Raw genomic sequence first — 21,416 nt, 5'->3', positions numbered from 1 at the left:
GGCGGGGGCGGCGCGACCGGGGGAGCCAGCATCGTGGGCGGCCCGGCCGGGTCCGGCTCGTCGAGGCGGTCGGACAGAGCCCGCTGCGGCAGGTCGTGCCGCGGCGGCTCGGACGGCTCCTGGGCCGGCGTGCGCGGCACCTCGGTGGCGTCCATCTCCGGCCGCGCGGGCGGCGTGATGCGGCCACCCGGGCTGAGCAGCAGCTTGCCGAGCATGAACGCGGCCGCGTCGTCGGCGTCGCCGAAGACCGCGGGGCTCGTCAGGGTCTCGTCGTACCAGCCGACGCGCCAGCCGTCGTCGACCTTCTCCAGGCTCCAGCCGTGCTCGGCCGGTTCGCCGATGCGGTAGGCCGCGTCCGGCACGCCGAGGTCGGACAGCTTGGCGCGCAGGTTGTCCAGGGCAGGCTCGGTGGGACCGGACGGCGGGGCCACCGGGCGGGCGAGCATGGTCGGCGGGCCGTCGGGCGCCGGACGCCCACCGCGCGGCCCCGGCCCGGCGAAGGCCGGTGCCCCCTGCGGAGCGAAGCCGCCCGGCGCGGACCCGAAGCCCCGTGCTTCCGGAGCGGCCTCATGACCCACGAGGCCCTCCGGCCCCTCCTCACTGGCGAAGGCACGCTGGTCACGGCCTTCCTGGCCGGTGAACCCGCGCGGGTCGCGGCCCTCCGGACCGGCGAAGCCGCGTGGGCCGGGGCCCTCCTGACCGGCGAAGTCGCGGTGGTCGGGGCCTCCCTGGCCGGCGATGCCGCGTTGGTCGGGGTCCTCCTGATCGGCGAAGCCGCGTGGGCCGGGTCCCTCCTGACCGGCGAAGTCGCGGTGGTCGGGGCCTCCCTGGCCGGCGATGCCGCGTTGGTCGGGGTCCTCCTGATCGGCGAAGCCGTGCTGGCTGGGGCTTCCCTGTCCGGTGAAGGCGCGCTGGCCGGGGCTTTCCGGACCGGTGAAGCCGCGTTGGTCGGGGCCTTCCTGGTCGGCGAAGCCGTGCTGGTCGGAGCCTCCCTGGCCGGTGAAGCCGCGTTGGTCGGGGCCTTCCTGGTCGGCGATGCCGTACTGCTCCCGGCCTTCCGGGCCGGCGAACGCGCGCCGGCCTTCCGGGGCCTCCGCGGCGAAGCCCTCCGGACGGCGGACGTCCGCCTGCCCGGCCGCGCCACGGCCTTCCGGCGCCAAGCGTTCCGGAGCGCGGGGATCGAACCCGGCCACGGTTGCCTGCCCGGCGAGCCCCTCCTGCGCCGCGGAGTGCTGGCCGCGCCCCTCCGGGGCGGCCTGCTCCTGCCCGGCGAACCCCCCTTGGCCGCGGGAGCGTTCACGAGGCTCGGGGCCCTCCTGGGCGGTCAGGCCGTGCTGGCCCCGGCCCTCCGGGGTTTCCTGGCCGGTGAACGCGCGCTGGCCGGGCCCTTCCGTGCCGTCGGGCCTGGGGCGCCGCTCCGGCGCTTCGGGGCCGCCGAAGCCACGCTCGCCACCCTCCTGGCCTTCCGGGCTCTCGGGCTCGGCGAATCGGCGCTGGCCGCGTCGCTCCGGCGCCTCCGCGGCGAAGCCGCGCTCGCCGGGACCTTCCGGGCCATGCTGGCCGCCGAAGTCGCGCTGGCCGCGCCCCTCGGGGGCCTCCGCGGCGAAGCGCGCCTCCGGGCCTTCCGGGCTGTAGCCGTGCTGCCCCCGGCCCTCGGTGCCGAAGCGCTCCGGGCCGCGTGCCTCTGGGCCCTCCTGACTGAACCCACCCTGGCCCGGCCCCTCGGGGGCCTCCGCGCCGAAGCGCGCCTCCGAGCCTTCCGGGCTGTAGCCGTGCTGCCCGTGCTCGGCACCGAACCGCTCCGGGCCGCGTGCCTCCGCGCCCTCCTGGCTGAAGCCGCGCTCGGCGCCGAAGCGCTCTGCGCCACGCGCCTCCGGCCCCTCCTGGCCGTAGCCGTGCTGGCCGGGCCCCTCGGCGCCGAACCGCTCCGGGCCGCGCGCCTCCGCGCCTTCCTGCGCGGCGTAGGCCTCGCGACCGTCCCAGCCGCGGCCCTCCGTCGGCTCCTCGTCCGCGGCGGCCACGCGCTCCTGTCCCGCAAAACCGCCCGGCTCACCGCCGACACCGTCGCGCGGCTCCCACGTCCGCCCGTCCGCACCACCGCGCGGCTCGTCGGCGAACGCTTCTCGTGCGTCCCACGTCCGCGTCTCATCCCCGGCGTCCTCGGCCGAAGCCGAAGCCGACCCCGGCTCCGCGTCCTGCACCGCCGGCTGCACCAGCATCGTCGGCGGCCCGGCCTCCGGGTCGATCACCGGCGTCAGCGTGGTCGGCTGCTCGACGGCCGCCTCCGGCGCGGGCTCGGCAGGCGGCGGCGCCTGCTCCGGCACCCGGCGCGCCGGCTGAGCGGGCCCCCGGCTCAGGTACGCGCCCGCGGCCTGCACGGTCTGCTCCGGTACCTCGGGCAGCGTGTGCCCGTGGCCGGCGATGTGCGCGACCAGCTCGGCTTCCGGCGCGACGCCGTACTCCTGCAGGTAGTAGTTGACCGCCGCCGGCCAGATCCACACCCCGTCGGTGTGGAAGGCCACCGGCACGGTCGCCGCGGGCTGCTGCGCCAGCCGGTCCAGGTCGAACCCGCGCTCGGCCCGCACGACCGGCGCGTTGTTCAGGTACTCGAGCACCCGCTGCTGCTCGTCGGCGTCCAGCTCCGGGCGGTTGAGCACCGGGCGGCCGCTGGGCTCGTGGCCGTCGAAGATCCGGGCGATCCGGAAGCGCGGGCCGGGCTGCTCGGGCGCGAGACCGGCCATCCGGCGCATCAGCCACTCCGGGACGTTGTCCTCCGAGCGCGGGAACATCCTCAGCTCGTCCGCGTACGCCTGCGGCGGGGGCATCAGGTCCCACCGCGGCTCGTCGCGGTCGTACTCCAGGTTGTAGCTCGATGGGTGGTCGAGCTGGTAACGCGCGTTGAACCAGGTGCCGCGGCCCTCGCGGTACATCCCGGCCCGCAACCGGCCGAACAGCGTGGCGATGTCGTGGGTGGCCATCCACTCCTGGGCCGACCCGTCCTCGAGCAGGACCTCACCGGACAGCTCGTGGTAGCGGCCGACCGCCCGGTAGGTCGCGGTCACCCGCCGCCAGTCCCGCGGAGCGGCCCGCAGCAGGGCCAGTCCGATCTGCTTGACCAGTGTGTCCTGCTCGGTCGCGTTCAGCTGGGTCGTCGGTTGCGCCACCAGGCCATTTTGACTGGTCACCGATCCGATTGCACACCGCCCGCACCGATAGGGGCAATGACCAGTGCAGATACATCAATCGAGGTACTAAGCGTTTCAACGGAACTACCCATAGTGTCCTCCGCCGTCCTCGCGTGAGGCCGAGTTCATTCCTTTGCCAGAATGGAAGCCGTGACTGCGACGGTTCTCGACGGCAAAGCGACCAAGAACGCCATCTTCGACGAGCTCAAGCCGCGGGTGGCCGCCCTGGCCGAGCGCGGCGTGACGCCCGGGCTGGGAACCGTCCTGGTCGGCGACGACCCGGGCTCCCACTCCTACGTCCGGATGAAGCACGCGGACAGCGCGAAGATCGGCGTCAACTCGATCCGCCGCGACCTGCCCGGCGACATCAGCCAGGACAAGCTCGAGGCCGTCATCGACGAGCTCAACGCCGACCCGGCCTGCCACGGCTACATCGTCCAGCTCCCGCTGCCCAGGCACCTCGACGCGGGCCGCATCCTGGAGCGCATCGCGCCGGAGAAGGACGCCGACGGTCTCGCCCCGGTCAGCCTCGGCCGGCTGGTGCTCAACGAGGCCGGGCCGCTGCCCTGCACGCCGTACGGGATCCTCGAACTGCTCAAGCGCCACGACGTGCCGATCGCCGGCGCGAACGTCACCGTCGTCGGCCGCGGCGTCACCGTGGGCCGCACGATGGGCCTGCTGCTGACCCGCCGCAGCGAGAACGCCACCGTGACGCTGTGCCACACCGGCACCCGCGACCTGGCGGCCGAGGTCAAGCGCGCGGACATCGTGATCGCCGCCGCCGGCGTGCCGCACCTGATCAAGCCGGACATGGTCAAGCCGGGCGCGGCGGTGCTCGACGTGGGCGTCTCGCACGTCGACGGCAAGCTCACCGGTGACGTGGACCCGGCGGTCGCCGAGGTCGCCGGATGGCTGTCGCCGAACCCCGGCGGGGTGGGCCCGATGACCCGGGCGATGCTGGTCACCAACGTCGTCGAGGCGGCCGAGCGTGCACTCGCCACGGCGTAACCGCGCGGCCGTCCTGGAACAGCTCCCGTTCGCCCTGGTGATGCTGCTGGTGGCGATCGCCGGGCTGCGGATCTGGCAGTACCACTGGCGGCAGGGCGCCGCGATCATCGGCGGCGCCCTGCTCGTGGCGGCGGTACTGCGGGCCGTCCTGCCGGACGTGCGGGCCGGCCTGCTGGCCATCCGCGGCCGCCCGGTGGACGTCCTCAGCTACGCCGGGCTCGGCGTGCTCATCCTCTTCCTGGCCTTCACGATCACCGACGGACCGTTCGGCACCTGAGGTCAGGCCTCGGCCATCGCCGGGGTCCGGGCGGCTTCGCGGCGGTCCAGCGAACCGGACACCACGGCGATCGTCAGGCCCACGATGGCCAGGCCCGCGCCGACCCAGTTCGGCGAGACCAGGCCGAGCCCGCCGGCGATGACCAGGCCGCCCAGGTAGGCGCCGATCGAGTTGGCGACGTTGAACGCCGACTGCACCGCGGCCGACACCATCGACGGCGCCCCACCGGCCTTGACCATGACGCGGGTCTGCATCATCGGGCCGATCATGAACCCGGCGATGCCGACCAGGAAGATCGTGATCGCGGCGCCGATCTTGTCGTGCGCGGTGACGGTGAAGATCGCCAGCACCGCGGCCAGCGCGAGCAGCGCGACGTACAGGCTCGGCATCAGCGCCTTGTCGGCCAGCCGCCCGCCGAGCAGGTTGCCGATGGTCATCCCGACACCGGCCAGCGCGAGCAGCAGGGTCACGGCCTGCGGGTCGTAGCCGGCGACGTCGGTCATCATCGGCGTCACGTAGGACAGGCAGGCGAACACGCCGCCCAGCCCGAAGGTCACGATCGCCAGTGCCAGCCACACCTGCGGGCGGCGGAAGGCGCCCAGCTCGCCGCGCAGCGACGGCGACTCCGGACGGCCCTGGTGCGGCACCAGCTTCGCGATCGCCAGCACGGCGACCAGGCCGATCAGCGCGACGACACCGAAGGTGAACCGCCAGCCGACCTGCTGGCCGAGCAGCGTGCCCAGCGGCACGCCCACGACGTTGGCCAGGGTCAGGCCGAGGAACATCATCGACACGGCCTTCGCGCGGTCGCCGGGTTCGACGAGGCTCGACGCCACGACCGCGCCGGCGCCGAAGAACGCGCCGTGCGGCAGTCCGGCGAGGAACCGGAAGACCACGCCGAACTCCTGGTTCGGCGCGACGGCGAACAGCAGGTTGCCCGCCGTGAACAGCGCCATCATCGCCAGCAGCATCGTCTTGCGCGGCAGCCGCACGGCGACCGCGGTCAGCAGCGGCGCCCCGACGACCACGCCGAGCGCGTAGGCGGAGATGAGGTGGCCCGCGGTCGGGATGTCCACCCCGAACGTCGCGGCCGTCTGCGGAAGGACACCCATCATGACGAATTCCGTGGTGCCGATACCGAAGGCACCGACGGCGAGCGCGAGCAGCGCGATGGGCACGGTACTCCTTTCGAGGATGTCTGCATCGATACAGTCACGAGGCATGAATAAGGACAGCCCATCGCCGTCCATGGCGGCACGAGCTGTCCGTCAACCAGTCTCAACCAGGCGGGGGCTCGTTGTCATCCCGCTACCCGGGTGACCATTCCCACGTAACGCGCCTGGTCAGGCGTTGTTTTCCTGCTGGTCGTGACTGACCTCGCAGTCCGAGCCGGGGAAGATCAGGCCTTCGTGGCCGTCGGCGAAGCGGACGAGGTAGGGCGGTCCGCCGTTCTCCCCGCGGACTTCGACGATCTCGCCGCGCTGTTCGGCCGCCCCGACGGTGCGACCGTGGACGAGGATCCGGTCTCCTACGGCTGCGTGCATCATCGACCACCTCCGCGGGAACCAGGGTAAATCGGACGACCGGCAATTGTCACCGGACGGGAATTGATCAAGTTGCCGGGTATCCGGGAGGCGAGCAGGCTTCGATTCATCCCGACGCGAAAAGGAGTTCCGACGATGGCTACCTGCGTGGTCTGCGGAAACGACTACTGGATGTCCTTCGAGGTCCGGACGGTCAGCGGGGACACCTACACGTTCGACAGCATCGAATGCGCGGCGCAGAAAATCGCCCCGTCGTGTGAGCACTGCGGATGCCGGATCCTCGGGCACGGCGTCGAGGTCGAGGGCCGGTTCTTCTGCTGCGCGCACTGCGCGCGGGGCAGCGGTTCGGGGCTGGGCGCCGAAATCCGCGACACGGTCGGCGCCCACCCCGGCTGATCAGCTCTTCGCGGCGGCCTTGGCGGCTTTCTTGAAGGCGCGGACCTCGGCGAGGGTCTCCGGGCTGACGACGTCGGCGATCGAGCGGCGCGAGCCGTCCTCGCCGTAGGCGCCGGCGGCCTCGCGCCAGCCCTCGGGCTGGACCCCGCGCTGCTTGCCGAGCAACGCGAGGAAGATCCGGGCCTTCTGGTCGCCGTAGCCGGGCAGCTCCTTGAGGCGGCGCAGGACCTCCTTGCCGTCCGGTTTGCCCTGCTTCCAGATGCGGTCGGTCTTGCCGTCGTAGTGCTCCACGATGTGGTTGGCGAGCGCGTGCACGCGGCGCGCCATGGAGCCGCCGTACCGGTGGATGGCCGGCGGGGTCACGCACAGCTCGACGAACTCGTCGAGGTCGGACTCGGCGATCTTGCGCACGTCGAAGCCGTCCATGCGGTCGGCGATCTTCTTGGGCCCGATGAACGCCGTCTCCATGGCGATCTGCTGGTCCAGGAGCATGCCCGTGAGGAGGGCGAACGGGTCCGCGGAGAGGAGGGCGTCCGCGTCGGGGTCACCGGTGAGACGGAGCTTCTTCGGCATGGGCCAATAGTGACACCCGCGTGGGACGGCCCGCACTCCCGAGCGGGGCCGTGACTTCGGCCACTTCCGGCCTTTGCGAGACTGAGGTACGTCACCACTTAAGGCGTTGGTCGCTCAATAGCAGTACGCTTGTACCGCATAGACGTGCTGCACAGACACGCGCAGATCCGCGAGAGGAGCACCGCGGCTCATGGCCAAGATCAAGGTCGAGGGCACCGTCGTAGAACTCGACGGCGACGAGATGACTCGCATCATCTGGAAGTTCATCAAGGACAAGCTGATCCACCCGTATCTCGACATCAACCTCGAGTACTACGACCTCGGCATCGAGGAGCGGGACCGGACTGACGACCAGGTCACGATCGATTCCGCGAACGCCATCAAGAAGCACGGCGTCGGCGTCAAGTGCGCCACCATCACCCCGGACGAGGCCCGGGTCGAGGAGTTCGGCCTGAAGAAGATGTGGCGGAGCCCCAACGGCACCATCCGCAACATCCTCGGCGGCGTCGTCTTCCGTGAGCCGATCATCATCTCCAACATCCCGCGGCTGGTCCCGGGCTGGACGAAGCCGATCATCATCGGCCGTCACGCGCACGGTGACCAGTACAAGGCCACCGACTTCAAGGTCCCCGGCCCCGGCACGGTGACCATGACGTACGTGCCCGAGGACGGCTCCGAGCCGATCGAGTTCGAGGTCGCCCGCTACCCGGAGGGTGGCGGCGTCGCGATGGGCATGTACAACTACCGCAAGTCGATCGAGGACTTCGCGCGCGCCTCGCTGCAGTACGGCCTGGACCGCGGCATGCCGGTCTACATGTCGACGAAGAACACCATCCTGAAGGCCTACGACGGCATGTTCAAGGACACCTTCCAGGAGATCTTCGACAACGAGTTCAAGGCCGACTTCGACGCCAAGGGCCTGACCTACGAGCACCGCCTGATCGACGACATGGTCGCCGCCTCGCTGAAGTGGGAGGGCGGCTACGTCTGGGCGTGCAAGAACTACGACGGTGACGTGCAGTCCGACACCGTGGCGCAGGGCTTCGGCTCGCTGGGCCTGATGACCTCGGTGCTGCGCACGCCGGACGGCAAGACCGTGGAAGCCGAGGCCGCGCACGGCACGGTCACCCGGCACTACCGCCAGCACCAGCAGGGCAAGCCGACCTCGACGAACCCGATCGCGTCGATCTTCGCGTGGACCCGGGGTCTCGAGCACCGCGGCAAGCTGGACGGCAACTCCGAGCTGGTGGGCTTCGCCAACAAGCTCGAGCAGGTCGTCATCGAGACCGTCGAGAGCGGCAAGATGACCAAGGACCTGGCGCTGCTCGTCGGCAAGGACCAGCCGTTCCAGACGACGGAGGAGTTCCTGGCGACCCTGGACGAGAACCTGGCGGCGAAGATCGCCCAGGGCTGAGTCCGCGTTCTTCCCGGCCACAGCGAGAGGCCCGGTCACCGTTTCGGTGGCCGGGCTTTTCCGTGCCCCGGGCGCGGTGGTACCGGAACTTCTCCTGCGCACGGGTAAGGTGCGGCCGCCGAGGAGCCCGTACCGTCGGGTAACGCCGGAGCAGACGTTCGACGAAGGTGTGTACTCGCTCGACCTCCTCGATCGCGACGATCGAATCTGATGCGCGTCTACCTGGACAGCAGTGCGCTGATCAAGCGGGGGTTCGGGAGGCCGGATCCGGGCGGCTCGTGGACACGATCGACCGGTACCACGACCGGAACGCGCTCCTGGCCGCCTCCTCGTTGGCGTGGATCGAGGTGGCCCGGGCACTCCGGGCACGGTCCGATCTGGACTTCGCGGAAGTGACGGACGATGTCGAGGCCGCGCTGTCCGGGGTGGCGGCGCGTCACAACGGCCTGCGGGCAGTCGCGCCGAGCTGAACCGCGTCGGGTATGACTGCCCTCGTGCAGGTGATCCATCCCGACAACCACGTCTGGACCGTGACGCGCCGGTTCGCGCCGTGGCAGCGTGTCATCCAGCCGGTGAACATCCCGGCCGGCGACTACAAGCGCTACCGGTTCGCGCCGCCGAGGCCGCGGCGCACACCCGCGGAGTGGCGCCACGAACGCCGGGACCAGCGCAAGTCCCAGCACGACCGGGAAATCCGCGGCTGGCAGTGGCTCTACCTCGCGCCGCTGCCGCTGGTCGCCGGGCTCGCCGGGCAGGCTCTCGAAGCGCTCGTCGTGGGCCTGCAGATCCTCGTCTGGCTGGTGCTGCTGCCGTTCGCGCTGCTGGAGGTGATCGCGCTGCTGGTGTGCGGGCTGGTCCTCGGCGCGTTGCGGCTGACCGGCCTGGCGCGGGCGCGCGTCGACGTCGTGTGCCGTGCCGCGGGTGAGCGGATCCTGTCGTTGAGCGTCCTGACCGTGCGCGGGTCCGGCACGGCCGGGCAGCTGGCGAAGGCCCTGTCCGACCACCTGTGGAAGGTGCAGCGCCCGTTCGATCCGTACCGGGACCCGGTCACCGTCGCCCTCCTGAGCCGCGCCGGCACTCACGTGGTGCGGCACCACAGCGTCTGGTCACCGAGCGTGCCCGCGTCGTGACGCCTCTCGGGTGGTTCGCCCGCGCGGCCCTGTCCCGGCTGCTGAAGTGTGGCTACCCTTACCCGGAACGCAAGTGAGCTGGTGAGGAGTTCCCGTGTTCCTGGGCATCCCTAAGCGGGCACTGATCATCGTCGCGATCCTGGCCGGCGTCGGGCTGATCTACCTGATGGGCACCGACAAGCAGGTCTCCGAGGGCGCCACCGGCGGCGGCTCGGCCGGCTGCCGCGTCACGGTGACGGCGGACGTGCTCAACGTGCGGGCCGCCCCGGACACCGGCGCGGACATCGTGGGCAAGTTCAACCAGAACGCCGAGACCGACGCCCAGGCCGAGGTCCAGAACGGGTTCCGCAAGATCGCCGAGAACAAGTGGGCGAAGACGGAGTACCTGCGGCCGGTCAGCGGCAACTGCTGAAGTCACAGCGCCACGACGAGTCCCTCCTCGGCGACGATCACGTCACCGCCGAACGCGGCACGCGCCCGCGTCGCGGAGACCACGCGATCGCTGCCCGGCCAGAAGTGGGTCAGCAACAGCCGGCGGGCGCCCCCGGCCGCCGCCCAGGTCGCCGCCTCCGTGGCGGTCATGACGTTGCGTGGGCTGCCTTCCGGTTCCTCCGGCAGCGTGGCGTCGGCGATGAAGAGGTCGGCGTCGCGCGCGAGTTCGCGTAGCGCTTCGGTGGGGCCGCAGTCGCCGGTGTAAGCCACGGTGAGGCCCGGGGCCGTGAGCCGGACGCCGTAGTCCGGGACGTGGTGCGGCAGCGGGAACGGGGTGAGCGAGAAGGGCCCGATCCGCGCCGGGCGGCCGAGGTCGTGCACGTCGAAGACCGCTGCCGGGTCGGGCCGGGGTTCCAGCGCGCGCAGCACGTCCAGGACGCCGGGTTCGCAGTACAGGGGGATCTTCGGCTCGCCGGCGGCCTCGTAGTGCCGCACGCGGGCGAGAGCGCTCACGTCCACGCAGTGGTCGGGGTGGCGGTGCGTGACGATCACCGCGTCGACCTCGCCCCGCGGGAAGTGCCCGAGCAGCGGGCCGATGGTGCCGTAGCCGAGGTCCAGGACGATCCGGAAACCCTGGTGGGACAGCACGAAGCCGGCGCAGGCGCGGCCCGGTTCCGGCCACGCCCCGCAGCTGCCGAGGACGGTCAGTGCGCTCATGGCGGCAGTGTCCAGGATTGTCGGGGGTGGCAGGTAGCGTGCGTGCCGTGTTCACCGTCTCCACAGTCAACGTCAACGGCATGCGCGCCGCCGCCAAGAAGGGGTTCGTCGAGTGGCTCGCGGCCAGCGGGTCCGACGTGATCCTCTGCCAGGAGGTGCGCGCCGAGGCCGGGCAGCTGCCCAGGGACGTCGTCGCGCCCGAGGGGTGGCACGCGCACCACGCGCCCTCGGCCGTGAAGGGCCGCAACGGCGTCTCGGTCTACAGCCGGGCCGAGCCGTCCGAGGTGCGCGTCGGGTTCGGCGCGGCGGAGTTCGAGGACAGCGGGCGCTACCTCGAGGTGCACCTACCGGGCGTGGTCGTGGCGAGCCTGTACCTGCCCAGCGGTGACGTGGGCACGCCGCGGCAGGAGGAGAAGGAGCGGTTCATGGCCGCGTTCCTGCCCTACCTGGTGGAGTTGCGCGGCAAGGCCGAGGCGGCCGGGTGCGAGGTCGTCGTGGGCGGTGACTGGAACATCGCGCACGCCGAGATCGACCTGAAGAACTGGAAGGGCAACCAGAAGAACTCCGGCTTCCTGCCCGAGGAGCGCGCCTGGATGAGCCGCGTGTTCGGCGAGGCCGGGTACGTGGACGTGCAGCGCAGGCTCGACCCGGAGGGCCCCGGCCCGTACACGTGGTGGTCCTACCGCGGCAAGGCGTTCGACAACGACGCGGGCTGGCGCATCGACTACCTGGTCACCACGCCCGGTCTGGCCGAAACGTGCACGTCGCTGGTGGTGGAGCGGGCGCCGAGCTACGAGCTGCGCTGGTCCGACCACGCCCCGGTGACGGCGACGTTCGACTTTTCCCCGGAATAGCCGGAATGCCCGGATGGGTGCGGGTGTTGACCATGGCACACCGACTGAATGGGGGCAGCTCGTGTCATTCGTGATGACGCCGGCCGAACGTGAATCCTTCCTGGCGGGCGTGCACGTCGCCGTGCTGGCCGTCGAGCGCGACGGCCGGGCGCCGCTGGCCGTGCCGATCTGGTACGACTACCGGCCCGGCGGCGAGGTCCTGCTGTGGATGGATCGCGGTTCGGTGAAGGACAGGCTGGTGCGCAAGGCGGGCCGGCTGACCCTGACCGTGCAGGACGAGAGCTGGCCGTACAAGTACGTGTCCGTCGAGGGCAGCGTCGTGATCAGCGACGAGCCGCCGACGCGGGCGGAGGCCCTCGGGATCGCCTCCCGCTACCTCCCGGAGCCCGACGCGCGGAGCTACGTGGACGGCGCGCTGGGGGAGAACTCGCTGCTGGTCCGGGTGCGCCCGGAGAAGTGGCTGAGCAACGACCAGAGCAAGTCCTGACCGCTCTGCGCGCGGGCGCGACCCGCGCGCAGGGTCGTCCTGTCCCCGCCGATTTCCGCGCACCGAACCGGTTGCCGAGCGGGCTGTGCCGGACGAGCCGTCTGACCGGCGATGATGTCGCGCCGGGGCGCGGGGGTGGAACCCCCGTGTCCCCGGCACTCCGATGGGCGCTACTCTCTGCCCCGCGCGTGATCAAGAACGATCGGCCTTGACACGGTCGGTAGTTTTCACGCTGGCAACGGTCGCCCAATAGGGTGACTGCGACGTTGGAACGGCAGTCTCGTCTCAGGAGGCACACCGGTGCGCAACCGAACAGTGCACGTACTGCGGGCCGGCCTGGTCCTCGCGGTCCTCGCGACCGCGACCACCACCGGCGTCGCCTCGGCGGCACCGGCTTCCCAGGCCGAACCGGCCGGTGTCTCGTTCGGCCTGCTCGGTCCCGTCGGCCTCGCCGCGGTCCTGCTCGGCATCATCGGCATGGCCCTGGGCATCGTGCGCCAGCGCCGCAAGGCCCAGGCGGAGGCGGTCGTCCCGGTCATCGTCGAGACCTGCGAAGAGCCCACGCGCCCGGCTCTGACCCCCTACCGGCGTCCCCAGGTCTGACCCGTCCGCGGTCGGACGGTTACCCGGGCGCCGACGAGCAAAACCCGGAGCGACCGCGATCACAGCGGGCACCGGTCCCGCGGCGGACCTCGCTGCCATCGCCGTCCGCGGCGCCTGCGACAATCCAGGTCGTGTCCGAAGCGCCAGAAACCACCGCCCGCCCGCGCGTGCTGTCCGGGATCCAGCCCACCGCCGACTCGTTCCACCTCGGCAACTACCTCGGTGCCCTGCGCCAGTGGGTGCGCATGCAGGACACGCACGAGACCTTCTACATGGTCGTCGACCTGCACGCGATCACGGTCGAGCAGGACCCGAAGGTGCTGCGGCAGCGCACCCGGGTCTCGGCCGCGCAGCTGCTCGCGCTCGGCGTGGACCCGGAGCGCAGCGCGTTGTTCGTGCAGAGCCAGGTGCCCGAGCACGCGCAGCTGTCCTGGGTGCTGGAGTGCCTGACCGGCTTCGGCGAGGCCAGCCGCATGACGCAGTTCAAGGACAAGGCGGCCAAGCAGGGCACCGACCACGCCAGCGTCGGCCTGTTCACCTACCCCGTGCTGATGGCCGCGGACATCCTGATCTACCAGGCGGACGCGGTGCCGGTGGGTGAGGACCAGCGCCAGCACCTGGAGCTGACTCGCAACCTGGCGCAGCGGTTCAACCAGCGCTTCGGCAAGACGTTCACCGTGCCCGAGCCGCACATCGTGCAGGGCACGGCGAAGATCTACGATCTGCAGGACCCGGCGGTGAAGATGAGCAAGTCGGCGTCTTCGCCGAACGGCATCATCGAGCTGCTGGAGGACCCGAAGCGCTCGGCGAAGAAGATCCGCTCGGCGGTCACCGACACCGGCCGCGAGATCGTGTTCGACCGGGAGAACAAGGCGGGTGTGTCGAACCTGCTGTCGATCTACTCGGCGCTGACCGACCGCACCATCGCCGACTTGGAGGCCGCGTACGCGGGCAAGGGCTACGGCGACCTGAAGAAGGACCTGGCCGAGGTCCTCGTCGAATGGGTCACGCCGATCCAGGAGCGCGTTCAGTCCTATCTGGACGATGTGGCCGAACTGGACAAGATCCTGGCCCGTGGCGCAGAAAAGGCCCGTGCGGTGTCGGCGCGCACGCTGGAGCGGGTGTTCGACCGCGTCGGGTTCCTGCCGCCCGCGAGCTGACGTCCACAATGGACCTATTCCGGCCTCGAATTGCAGGGCCGGGACCGGGTCGTTAGCGTTTTCCCGTGGCGGACGAAAAGGAAAAGCTGGTCCCGCGGCTGCGCCGGAAGTACCCGTGGCTCGATCACCTGGTGCGAGCCAACGACGCGTTCGGCGAGCGCTACGGCAACCACTACGCGGCGGCGATCACGTACTTCAGCGTGCTGTCGCTGTTTCCGCTGCTCATGGTGGGGTTCTCGATCGCCGGGTTCGTGCTGGCGAACAACGCGACGGCCCTGAACGAGCTGCGCGACGGGATCGTGTCGTCGACGCCGGCGGGCATCGGGGACTTCGTCGCGAACATCGTCGACACGGCGTTGAAGTCGCGGGGCGCCACCGGGGTGTTCGGTCTGCTGCTGGCCCTGTACTCGGGGATCGGCTGGATGAGCAACCTGCGGGACGCGCTCACCGCCCAGTGGGGGCAGGAGAAGAAGAGCCGCCCGCTGGTCTCGACGACGATCAAGGACCTGCTCGCGCTCGCCGGGCTCGGGCTGGCGCTGGTGGTGTCGTTCGGTCTGACCGCGATCGGCGGCGGGGTCGGCAACCTGATCCTGCGGTGGGTGGGGCTGGACGACCAGGGGTGGGCGTTGTTCATCCTGCGCCTGGCGACGATCCTGCTGGCGCTGCTGGCCAACATGCTGGTGTTCCTGTGGGTGCTGTCGCGGCTGCCGCGGGAGAAGGTGTCGCCGCGCAGCGCGATCAAGGGCGCCGCGATCGCCTCGGTGGGATTCGAGGTGCTGAAGCAGGTCGGTTCGATCTACCTGGCGAGCGTGACCAGCTCGCCGAGCGGGGCCCTGTTCGGGCCGATCATCGGTCTGCTGGTGTTCGCCAACCTGGTGTCCCGCTTCCTGCTCTTCGTCACGGCCTGGACGGCGACGGCGCGGGAGAACCTCGTGCAGACGGTCGAACCCCCACCGCCGGCGGTCATCCGGCCGACGGTGGAGGTGCGGCGCGGCCCCGGTGCGGGCGCGGTGGCCGGAGCGTTCAGCGCGGGCGCGGTGCTGGCCTGGCTGGGCCGGCGGCGCCGGTAGCGCCGGTCAGGAGGCCTGCGGCCCCTGCCGCTTCTTGCGGTGGTGCCCGATCACGAACCCGGCCACGATGATCACCGCCACCACCAGCGTCAGGATCCACCCGGTCACCCCGAAGGGATCCTTCTCCACCGCCACCCCGGCGTCCGCGACGCCGGAATCCGAAGCGGCGCCGTCCGCGGTCACCTCCGGCGCGGCCGGCGACACCAGGTGCCCGACCGGCGAAGCGTTCGTCCGGGCCAGTGCGAAGCCGTAGTCCAGCAGCGCCTTGGCCTGGTTCACGACGGGCGTGGGGCGGTTCTCGGCCCGCATCAGGACCACCGCGACGCGCCGGCCGTTCTGTTCGGCGGCGCCGACGTAGGTGTGCCGGGCGTCGTCGGTGAAGCCGGTCTTCCCGCCGAGGAAACCGGGGTACGTGCCGAGCAGCTTGTTGTCGTTGACGATCGAGAACGCGGGCTTGCCGGGCTGCGCCGGGATCTGCACGGCGCGCGTCGCGATCGAGGCGGCGAACTCGGGCTGCTTCATGGCGTAGTTGAAGATCAGGCTCATGTCGTAGGCCGACGCCGACATGCCCGGCCCGTCGAGCCCGGACGGCGTCGCCGCGCGGGTGTCCGTCGCGCCCAGTTCCGCGGCCAGGTCGTTCATCTTCCGCTCCGTCGCTGGCACCCCGCCCAGCGCGGTGGCGAAGGCGTGGGCGACGTCGTTGCCGGAGTGCATCAGCAGGCCGTGCAGCAGCAGGTCCACGGTGTACCGGCCGCCGGCGACGAGGCCGACGCAGGTGCACTCCTGGCTGGCGTCCTCGACCGTCGGAACGATGATCTGCTCCGGCTTCAGCTCGCGGATCACCACGAGCGCCAGCAGCGTCTTGATCAGCGACGCCGGGCGCTGGCGGGCGTGCGGGTTCTTCGCCGCGAGGACTTCGCCCGTGTCGAGGTCCTGCACCAGCCAGGACGCGGCGGTGGTGCCGGGCGGAACCGCGGCGCCGGACGGGTGGACCACGCCGCACTCGCCCATGCGCGCCCCGCCGACCGCGGCCTTCGGCACCGGCAGGGGAGCGGGCGCGGCCACGCCGGGCGGTGGCTGTTCGGAGGTGTCCACCGGCGGGGGCGGCACGACCGCGTCCGGGCACACGGCGGGAGCGGCCGCCGCGGTGCCCGCGAACGGGACGAGACCGGACAACACAACCAGAACGAGGGAGAGCAGAAAACCGCGTCGCACCAAAGCAGGCTAGAGGACGCGCGTACCGGTTCCCCCGCGCGGCGCCCCGATCCGATCGGGGGATACTCGGAGCATGTCTCGACGTGTGGCGTGGTTCCTGCTGGCTTTCGGGATCTGGTCCTGGGTCATCTGGATCACGTTCGTGAAGAACCTGTGGGCGAGCGAGAACTCGTGGGGGCCGGACGGGTCGGCCACCGGGTTCTTCGTCGTGCACCTCATCCTGGCGATCGTGAGCTTCGCCCTCGGCACGATCATCGGGGTCATCGGGCTGCGCGGCCTGCGCGCGAAGCAGAAGGCCGACGCCTAGCGCGTGTTTCAAGGCTGGGAGCTGGTGTGATGCCGATGAGGATCGTGTCGGCGTGTCGTTGGAACCGCTGCTGCCCATCGGCAGTAACCCTGGCCGCCCGCCGAAGTGGACCAAACGCCAGCTGATCAACGGGATCCGCTGGCGGATCCGGATCGGTGCACCCTGGCAAGACATCCCCCGGGTCTATGGGCCGTGCGCACGGCAAAGGGGGATCCGCAGGTCGAACCGCCCGGCGGGACCGACGCCGAACCTGCTGATCACGGGCTCGGCCGCCCCCGGCCTGCAGCTCCCGAGCCAACCGTGGCTACCTGGGGCGTCGTGGGATCAAGGCCACGATCCCGGTGCCGGCTGACCAAGCGGGGTACCGGCGGCGGGCGTGGCCGTGTGGGTGGCCGCCGCCGGCGTTCGATCCTGGAGGTGGAGTGCTGCATCAACCGGCTCAAACGCAACCGGGCAGTGGCCACCCGCTACGACAAGCTCGCCGTGCGTTTCGAGGCGGTACTGACAATCGCCTCGATCAACGAGTGGCTGCCCCGCTCATGAAACACGCACTAGCCGAAACCCGGTGGAACCCATTCGTTTGCGATCGCATCCAAGCGGCATCGATCACACGGATGGGGGACCATGTTCCGGCTTTCGCAGCTTCTCCCGGTGGCCGTCGCGGGCCTGCTGGGGCTCGGGCTCGCCCCGGCTCACGCGCAGGAGCCCACCTACGCCCCGACCATGCTCGTCCTCGACGGGTCCGGCTCCATGAAGCAGGCGGACCCCACCAGCGGCACCAAGATGGACGCCGCGAAGACCGCGCTCCGCCGGTTCATCGGGTCGGCGCCCGCGCAAGCCCAGGTCGGCCTCACCGTCTACGGCACCCGCACCGGCTCCTCCGACGCCGAGAAGCCGCAGGGCTGCCAGGACGTCCAGGTCCTCAGCCCGCCCCGCGCCATCGACAAGCCCGCCCTCACCGCGGCCGTCGACGGCATCCAGCCCAGCGGCTACACCCCGATCGGCACCGCCCTGCGCACCGCCGCCGACGCGCTCCCGGACACCGGCCCGCGCGCGATCGTCCTCGTCTCCGACGGGGAGGACACCTGCGCCCCGCCCGACCCCTGCGAGGTCGCCCGCGAGCTGACCGCCCAGGGCGCCACGGTCGTCGTGCACGCGGTCGGCTTCGCCGTCGACGCCAAGTCCCGTGCGCAGCTCACCTGCATCGCGCAGGTCACCGGCGGCACCTACACCGACGCGCCCGACGGCAAGACCCTGGAGCGCATCCTGCCGCGCGTCTCCGCGACCGCCCTGCGCACCTACGAGCCCGCCGGCACCCCGATCACCGGTACCGCGACCTGGGACAACGCACCGGTGGCCGAGCCCGGCCAGCACCTGGACACCATCGGGCAGAAGGAGACCCGCTACTACGCGGTGGACGTGCCAGAGGGCGGCGCCGCCCACTTCAGCGCCACCATCTCCTTCCCGCGCATCGACGGCGTTTCGATCACGCAGGACATGAACACGCTGCAGTTGCGCCTCTACGCCGACGGCGGCAAGGACTGCCACGTGTTCGAGACCGAGCAGGTCACGATGTCCAGCGACGGCGAGGCGCTGACCGTCGCCCGCACCCTGGACGGCGACGACGGCACGTGCAAGGGCGGCGGTCGCTACTACGTCGCGCTCACCTGGGACCGCGTCTCCGCCGGGGTGCCGGAGCGGCTGCCGGTCGAACTGCTCACCATCGTCGAACCGCCGGTCACCGACGGTGGCAGCAGGGCGGTCCTGCCGAAGGTCCCGTTCACCGAACCGTCCGCGGACCGGGAGGTGACCGGCGGCGGGTCGTTCACGGTCGCGGCGACGCTGCCGGGCAGTGGCCGCTACCGGGACACGCTGCAACGGGGCGAGTACGTCTTCTACCGCGTCAAGCTCGACTGGGGCCAGGGGCTGGCCTACCGGGTCCACTTCGGACAGGCGGGTGGCAGCGGCGTGGACAACATCTCCAACATCGCCACCTCGCTGTACAACCCGTACCGCGCGCAGATCGACTCCGACACCACGGTCTTCACGGGCCGGCCGGCGGCGCTGCCGTCGACCGAGGACGTGCTGTCCACCGTTCCGGTCCGGTACCACAACCGCCACGCCGACACCTTCTCGGCGCGCAGTCAGGCCCTGGCGGGCTGGTACTACATCGCGATCAAGGTGGGCTCCACCGCCGCGTCCGGCGACGACGTCCCGGTGCCGGTCACGCTCGACCTGACGATCGGCGGCCGGCCGGAGGACGGCCCGTCCTACGCCGGCGCCAGCCAGAAGCCCGCCCAGAGGGCCCCGGTGCTCGTCGCAGCCGAGGAACCGACGGAGACCTGGCCGATCTGGCTCGGCGTCGGCGCGGGCGCCGTCGTCCTGGGCGGCGTCATCACCGTCGTGGTCCGCAAACGGGCCTGAACGCGGCGAAGGCCCCCGCGCCAGGAGCACGGGGGCCTTCGCCGCCGGAAACTCAGACGCGCTTGAACAGCAGCGCGCGCTTGACCTCCTGGATCGCCTTCGTCACCTGGATGCCACGCGGGCACGCGTCGGTGCAGTTGAACGTCGTGCGGCAGCGCCACACGCCCTCGGCGTCGTTGAGGATGTCCAGCCGCTCCTCGGAACCCTCGTCACGGCTGTCGAAGATGAACCGGTGGGCGTTGACGATCGCCGCCGGGCCGAAGTACGACCCGTCGTTCCAGTACACCGGGCACGACGAGGTGCACGCCGCGCACAGGATGCACTTGGTGGTGTCGTCGAACCGCTCGCGATCGGCCGCCGACTGGATCCGCTCGCGCGTGGGCTCGTTGCCGTAGGTGATCAGGTACGGCTTCACCGCCCGGTACGCCTCGAAGAACGGCTCCATGTCGACGTAGAGGTCCTTCAGCGTCGGCAGGCCCTTGATCGGAGCCACGGTGACCGTGGTCTCCTTGCCGTCCTTCGCCAGCAGGTCCTTGACCAGCACCTTGCAGGCCAGCCGGTTGATCCCGTTGATCTGCATCGCGTCCGAACCGCAGATGCCGTGCGCGCACGACCGGCGGAACGACAGCGTGCCGTCCACGTAGTTCTTGATGTTGAACAGCAGGTTCAGCACCCGGTCGGTCGGCAGCGCCGGGACCTCGTAGGACTCCCAGTGCGGCGCGTCGTCGATCTCGGGGTTGAACCGCTGGATCTTCACCGTGATGGTGACCGAGCCCTCCGGCGCGGGAATCCCGTTGACGGTGTTCTGTTCGGCTACCGCGGTCATCAGTACTTCCGCTCCATCGGCTCGTACCGGGTGAAGGTCACCGGCTTGTAGTCCAGCCGGATGTCGGCCATGAACCCGTTGATGCCCAGCGGGGCGTCCGGGTCTGGCTTGTCCGGCAGAATCTTGTACGACATCGAGTGCCGCATGAAGTTGACGTCGTCCCGGTTCGGGTAGTCCTCGCGGGCGTGCCCGCCGCGGGACTCCTTGCGCGCCAGGGCGGCGTTGACCAGGGCCTCGGCCAGGTCGAGCAGGAAGCCCAGCTCGATCGCCTCGAGCAGGTCGGTGTTGTACCGCTTGCCCTTGTCCTGGATCGAGATCCGGCCGTAGCGCTCCTTGAGCCGCTGGACGTCGGTCAGCGCGGTCTTCAGCGTGTCCTCGGTGCGGTACACGGCCGCGTTGGTGTCCATGGTCTGCTGCAGCTCGGTGCGGATGTCGGTGACCCGCTCGCCACCGTGCGCGGTGCGCAGGTGGTCGACCATGCCCTCGACCATCTTGGCCGGGTTCTCCGGCAGCTCGACGAAGTCGTGGCCCAGGGCGTACTCGGCGGCGGCGATGCCGGCGCGGCGGCCGAACACGTTGATGTCCAGCAGCGAGTTGGTGCCCAGCCGGTTCGCGCCGTGCACCGACACGCACGCGACCTCACCGGCGGCGTAAGCGCCGGGCAGGACGGTGTCGTTGTCGAGCAGGGCCTCGCCGTGCACGTTCGTCGGGATGCCGCCCATCGCGTAGTGCGCGGTCGGGTACACCGGCACCGGCTCCTTCACCGGGTCCACGCCCAGGTAGGTGCGGGCGAACTCGGTGATGTCCGGCAGCTTGGTCTCCAGGACCTCCGCGCCGAGGTGCGTGCAGTCCAGGAGCACGTAGTCCTTGTGCGGGCCGGCGCCGCGGCCCTCCAGCACCTCCAGGACCATCGACCGGGCGACGATGTCCCGCGGCGCGAGGTCCTTGATGGTCGGGGCGTAGCGCTCCATGAACCGCTCACCCGAGGCGTTGCGCAGGATCGCGCCCTCGCCGCGGGCGCCCTCGGTGAGCAGGATGCCGAGGCCGGCCAGGCCGGTCGGGTGGAACTGGTAGAACTCGATGTCCTCCAGCGGCAGGCCCTTGCGGTAGTAGATGCCCATGCCGTCACCGGTGAGGGTGTGCGCGTTCGACGTGGTCTTGAAGACCTTGCCGAAGCCACCGGTGGCGAACACGACCGCCTTCGCCTGAAAGACGTGGATCTCGCCGGTCGCGAGTTCGTAGGCGACGGCGCCGGTGGCGACGGGCCCGTTCTCGGTCTCGGTGGTGATCATGTCGAGCACGTAGAACTCGTTGAAGAACTCGATCCCGTGCTTGACGCAGTTCTGGTACAGCGTCTGCAGGATCATGTGACCGGTGCGGTCGGCCGCGTAGCAGGCCCGGCGCACCGCGGCCTTGCCGTGGTCACGGGTGTGCCCGCCGAACCGGCGCTGGTCGATCTTGCCTTCCGGCGTCCGGTTGAACGGCAGGCCCATCTTCTCCAGGTCGAGCACGGCGTCGATGGCCTCCTTGGCCATGATCTCCGCCGCGTCCTGGTCGGTCAGGTAGTCGCCGCCCTTGACCGTGTCGAAGGTGTGCCACTCCCAGTTGTCCTCTTCGACGTTGGCCAGCGCGGCGCACATGCCGCCCTGGGCCGCGCCGGTGTGGGAGCGGGTCGGGTAGAGCTTGGTGAGGACCGCGGTGCGGGCGCGCTGGCCCGACTCGATGGCGGCGCGCATACCGGCGCCACCGGCGCCCACGATCACCACGTCGTACTTGTGGAACTGCATGTCCGCT

23 protein-coding genes and 1 pseudogene are annotated in these 21,416 nt (G+C 70.9%); 16 read left to right on the top strand and 8 right to left on the bottom strand.

Annotated features, from left to right (window positions below; all coding sequences use genetic code 11):
• Nucleotides 1-3,164: pseudogene (locus D0D28_RS36885) on the bottom strand (hypothetical protein); the annotation flags it as partial.
• A gap of 162 nt (nt 3,165-3,326) precedes the next feature.
• Here D0D28_RS36885 and D0D28_RS19495 point away from each other — a divergent pair.
• Both D0D28_RS19495 and D0D28_RS19490 read left to right on the top strand, forming a co-directional pair.
• On the top strand, nt 3,327-4,193 hold the full coding sequence (locus D0D28_RS19495) for a bifunctional methylenetetrahydrofolate dehydrogenase/methenyltetrahydrofolate cyclohydrolase (RefSeq protein WP_205413306.1): 867 nt from the start codon (nt 3,327-3,329) through the stop codon (nt 4,191-4,193).
• Nucleotides 4,174-4,470: a DUF3017 domain-containing protein gene (locus tag D0D28_RS19490; protein WP_094003999.1), complete on the top strand. Its 297-nt coding sequence runs from the start codon at nt 4,174-4,176 to the stop codon at nt 4,468-4,470. Before D0D28_RS19495 ends, D0D28_RS19490 begins: the two co-directional genes overlap by 20 nt.
• 2 nt (nt 4,471-4,472) lie before the next feature.
• Here D0D28_RS19490 and D0D28_RS19485 read toward each other — a convergent pair whose 3' ends face one another.
• Together D0D28_RS19485 and D0D28_RS19480 are read right to left on the bottom strand one after the other, a co-directional pair.
• Entirely contained in the window at nt 4,473-5,648 is a 1,176-nt protein-coding gene (locus D0D28_RS19485; RefSeq protein ID WP_094004000.1) for an MFS transporter, read from the bottom strand.
• 165 nt (nt 5,649-5,813) lie between these two features.
• Nucleotides 5,814-6,014: a DUF1918 domain-containing protein gene (locus D0D28_RS19480; RefSeq protein ID WP_094004040.1), complete on the bottom strand. Its 201-nt coding sequence runs from the start codon at nt 6,012-6,014 to the stop codon at nt 5,814-5,816.
• A gap of 135 nt (nt 6,015-6,149) precedes the next feature.
• Between D0D28_RS19480 and D0D28_RS19475 the strand changes: the two genes are divergently transcribed.
• Entirely contained in the window at nt 6,150-6,410 is a 261-nt protein-coding gene (locus tag D0D28_RS19475; protein ID WP_094004001.1) for a Prokaryotic metallothionein, read from the top strand.
• Here D0D28_RS19475 and D0D28_RS19470 read toward each other — a convergent pair whose 3' ends face one another.
• On the bottom strand, nt 6,411-6,983 hold the full coding sequence (locus D0D28_RS19470; RefSeq protein ID WP_094004002.1) for an HhH-GPD-type base excision DNA repair protein: 573 nt from the start codon (nt 6,981-6,983) through the stop codon (nt 6,411-6,413).
• A gap of 190 nt (nt 6,984-7,173) precedes the next feature.
• Here D0D28_RS19470 and D0D28_RS19465 point away from each other — a divergent pair, with 190 nt between their 5' ends.
• The 4 genes from D0D28_RS19465 (at nt 7,174) to D0D28_RS19450 (ending at nt 9,939) form a co-directional block, all read left to right on the top strand.
• Entirely contained in the window at nt 7,174-8,397 is a 1,224-nt protein-coding gene (locus tag D0D28_RS19465) for an NADP-dependent isocitrate dehydrogenase (protein ID WP_094004003.1), read from the top strand.
• Nucleotides 8,398-8,675: 278 nt separating this feature from the next.
• Nucleotides 8,676-8,867 carry a hypothetical protein gene (locus tag D0D28_RS19460; RefSeq protein WP_116111530.1) on the top strand — a complete coding sequence of 64 codons (192 nt, stop codon included), beginning with the start codon at nt 8,676-8,678 and terminating at the stop codon, nt 8,865-8,867.
• Between the two features lie 12 nt (nt 8,868-8,879).
• Nucleotides 8,880-9,527: a hypothetical protein gene (locus D0D28_RS19455; protein WP_162831121.1), complete on the top strand. Its 648-nt coding sequence runs from the start codon at nt 8,880-8,882 to the stop codon at nt 9,525-9,527.
• A gap of 94 nt (nt 9,528-9,621) precedes the next feature.
• Nucleotides 9,622-9,939 carry an SH3 domain-containing protein gene (locus tag D0D28_RS19450; RefSeq protein ID WP_094004006.1) on the top strand — a complete coding sequence of 106 codons (318 nt, stop codon included), beginning with the start codon at nt 9,622-9,624 and terminating at the stop codon, nt 9,937-9,939.
• Nucleotides 9,940-9,941: 2 nt separating this feature from the next.
• Here D0D28_RS19450 and D0D28_RS19445 read toward each other — a convergent pair whose 3' ends face one another.
• Nucleotides 9,942-10,676 carry an MBL fold metallo-hydrolase gene (locus D0D28_RS19445; RefSeq protein ID WP_116111528.1) on the bottom strand — a complete coding sequence of 245 codons (735 nt, stop codon included), beginning with the start codon at nt 10,674-10,676 and terminating at the stop codon, nt 9,942-9,944.
• 38 nt (nt 10,677-10,714) lie between these two features.
• Here D0D28_RS19445 and D0D28_RS19440 point away from each other — a divergent pair, with 38 nt between their 5' ends.
• The 5 genes from D0D28_RS19440 (at nt 10,715) to yhjD (ending at nt 14,850) form a co-directional block, all read left to right on the top strand.
• Complete coding sequence (locus D0D28_RS19440; protein ID WP_094004008.1) at nt 10,715-11,530, top strand: exodeoxyribonuclease III; 816 nt, start codon at nt 10,715-10,717, stop codon at nt 11,528-11,530.
• A 73-nt stretch (nt 11,531-11,603) separates the two neighbouring features.
• The gene (locus tag D0D28_RS19435; RefSeq protein ID WP_094004009.1) at nt 11,604-12,017 is read left to right on the top strand and encodes a pyridoxamine 5'-phosphate oxidase family protein; all 414 of its coding nucleotides are present in this window, start codon (nt 11,604-11,606) and stop codon (nt 12,015-12,017) included.
• A 300-nt stretch (nt 12,018-12,317) separates the two neighbouring features.
• Nucleotides 12,318-12,620 (top strand): hypothetical protein, encoded by a 303-nt coding sequence (locus tag D0D28_RS19430; RefSeq protein ID WP_369806764.1) that lies wholly within the window; start codon nt 12,318-12,320, stop codon nt 12,618-12,620.
• 131 nt (nt 12,621-12,751) lie between these two features.
• Entirely contained in the window at nt 12,752-13,780 is a 1,029-nt protein-coding gene (gene trpS, locus D0D28_RS19425; RefSeq protein ID WP_094004011.1) for a tryptophan--tRNA ligase, read from the top strand.
• A gap of 65 nt (nt 13,781-13,845) precedes the next feature.
• Nucleotides 13,846-14,850: an inner membrane protein YhjD gene (gene yhjD, locus D0D28_RS19420; protein ID WP_094004012.1), complete on the top strand. Its 1,005-nt coding sequence runs from the start codon at nt 13,846-13,848 to the stop codon at nt 14,848-14,850.
• Nucleotides 14,851-14,856: 6 nt separating this feature from the next.
• Here the strand turns inward: yhjD and D0D28_RS19415 are convergent, their stop codons facing one another.
• Complete coding sequence (locus tag D0D28_RS19415) at nt 14,857-16,065, bottom strand: D-alanyl-D-alanine carboxypeptidase family protein (protein WP_116111535.1); 1,209 nt, start codon at nt 16,063-16,065, stop codon at nt 14,857-14,859.
• Between the two features lie 73 nt (nt 16,066-16,138).
• Between D0D28_RS19415 and D0D28_RS19410 the strand changes: the two genes are divergently transcribed.
• The 4 genes from D0D28_RS19410 to D0D28_RS19400 all read left to right on the top strand — a co-directional run bounded on the left by D0D28_RS19410 (nt 16,139) and on the right by D0D28_RS19400 (nt 18,796).
• Nucleotides 16,139-16,372, top strand: coding sequence for an SCO4848 family membrane protein (locus D0D28_RS19410; RefSeq protein WP_167481562.1), 234 nt, complete (start codon nt 16,139-16,141; stop codon nt 16,370-16,372).
• A 52-nt stretch (nt 16,373-16,424) separates the two neighbouring features.
• On the top strand, nt 16,425-16,724 hold the full coding sequence (locus D0D28_RS36880; protein WP_233157108.1) for a transposase: 300 nt from the start codon (nt 16,425-16,427) through the stop codon (nt 16,722-16,724).
• A gap of 32 nt (nt 16,725-16,756) precedes the next feature.
• Nucleotides 16,757-16,915 (top strand): hypothetical protein, encoded by a 159-nt coding sequence (locus D0D28_RS37680; protein ID WP_369806766.1) that lies wholly within the window; start codon nt 16,757-16,759, stop codon nt 16,913-16,915.
• A 108-nt stretch (nt 16,916-17,023) separates the two neighbouring features.
• Nucleotides 17,024-18,796, top strand: coding sequence for a vWA domain-containing protein (locus D0D28_RS19400; protein ID WP_205413305.1), 1,773 nt, complete (start codon nt 17,024-17,026; stop codon nt 18,794-18,796).
• A 52-nt stretch (nt 18,797-18,848) separates the two neighbouring features.
• Here the strand turns inward: D0D28_RS19400 and D0D28_RS19395 are convergent, their stop codons facing one another.
• Both D0D28_RS19395 and sdhA read right to left on the bottom strand, forming a co-directional pair.
• A complete protein-coding gene (locus D0D28_RS19395; protein WP_017986767.1) occupies nt 18,849-19,622 on the bottom strand; it encodes a succinate dehydrogenase iron-sulfur subunit in 774 nt (257 codons plus the stop codon).
• Nucleotides 19,622-21,409, bottom strand: coding sequence for a succinate dehydrogenase flavoprotein subunit (sdhA, locus tag D0D28_RS19390; RefSeq protein ID WP_116111527.1), 1,788 nt, complete (start codon nt 21,407-21,409; stop codon nt 19,622-19,624). The genes D0D28_RS19395 and sdhA overlap by 1 nt, the downstream gene beginning before the upstream one ends.
• Nucleotides 21,410-21,416 lie beyond the last annotated feature (7 nt).

The organism is Amycolatopsis ruanii (assembly GCF_003385175.1).
Classification (GTDB): domain Bacteria; phylum Actinomycetota; class Actinomycetes; order Mycobacteriales; family Pseudonocardiaceae; genus Amycolatopsis_E; species Amycolatopsis_E thermalba.
This window is presented reverse-complemented; position numbering and strand designations above follow the sequence as displayed.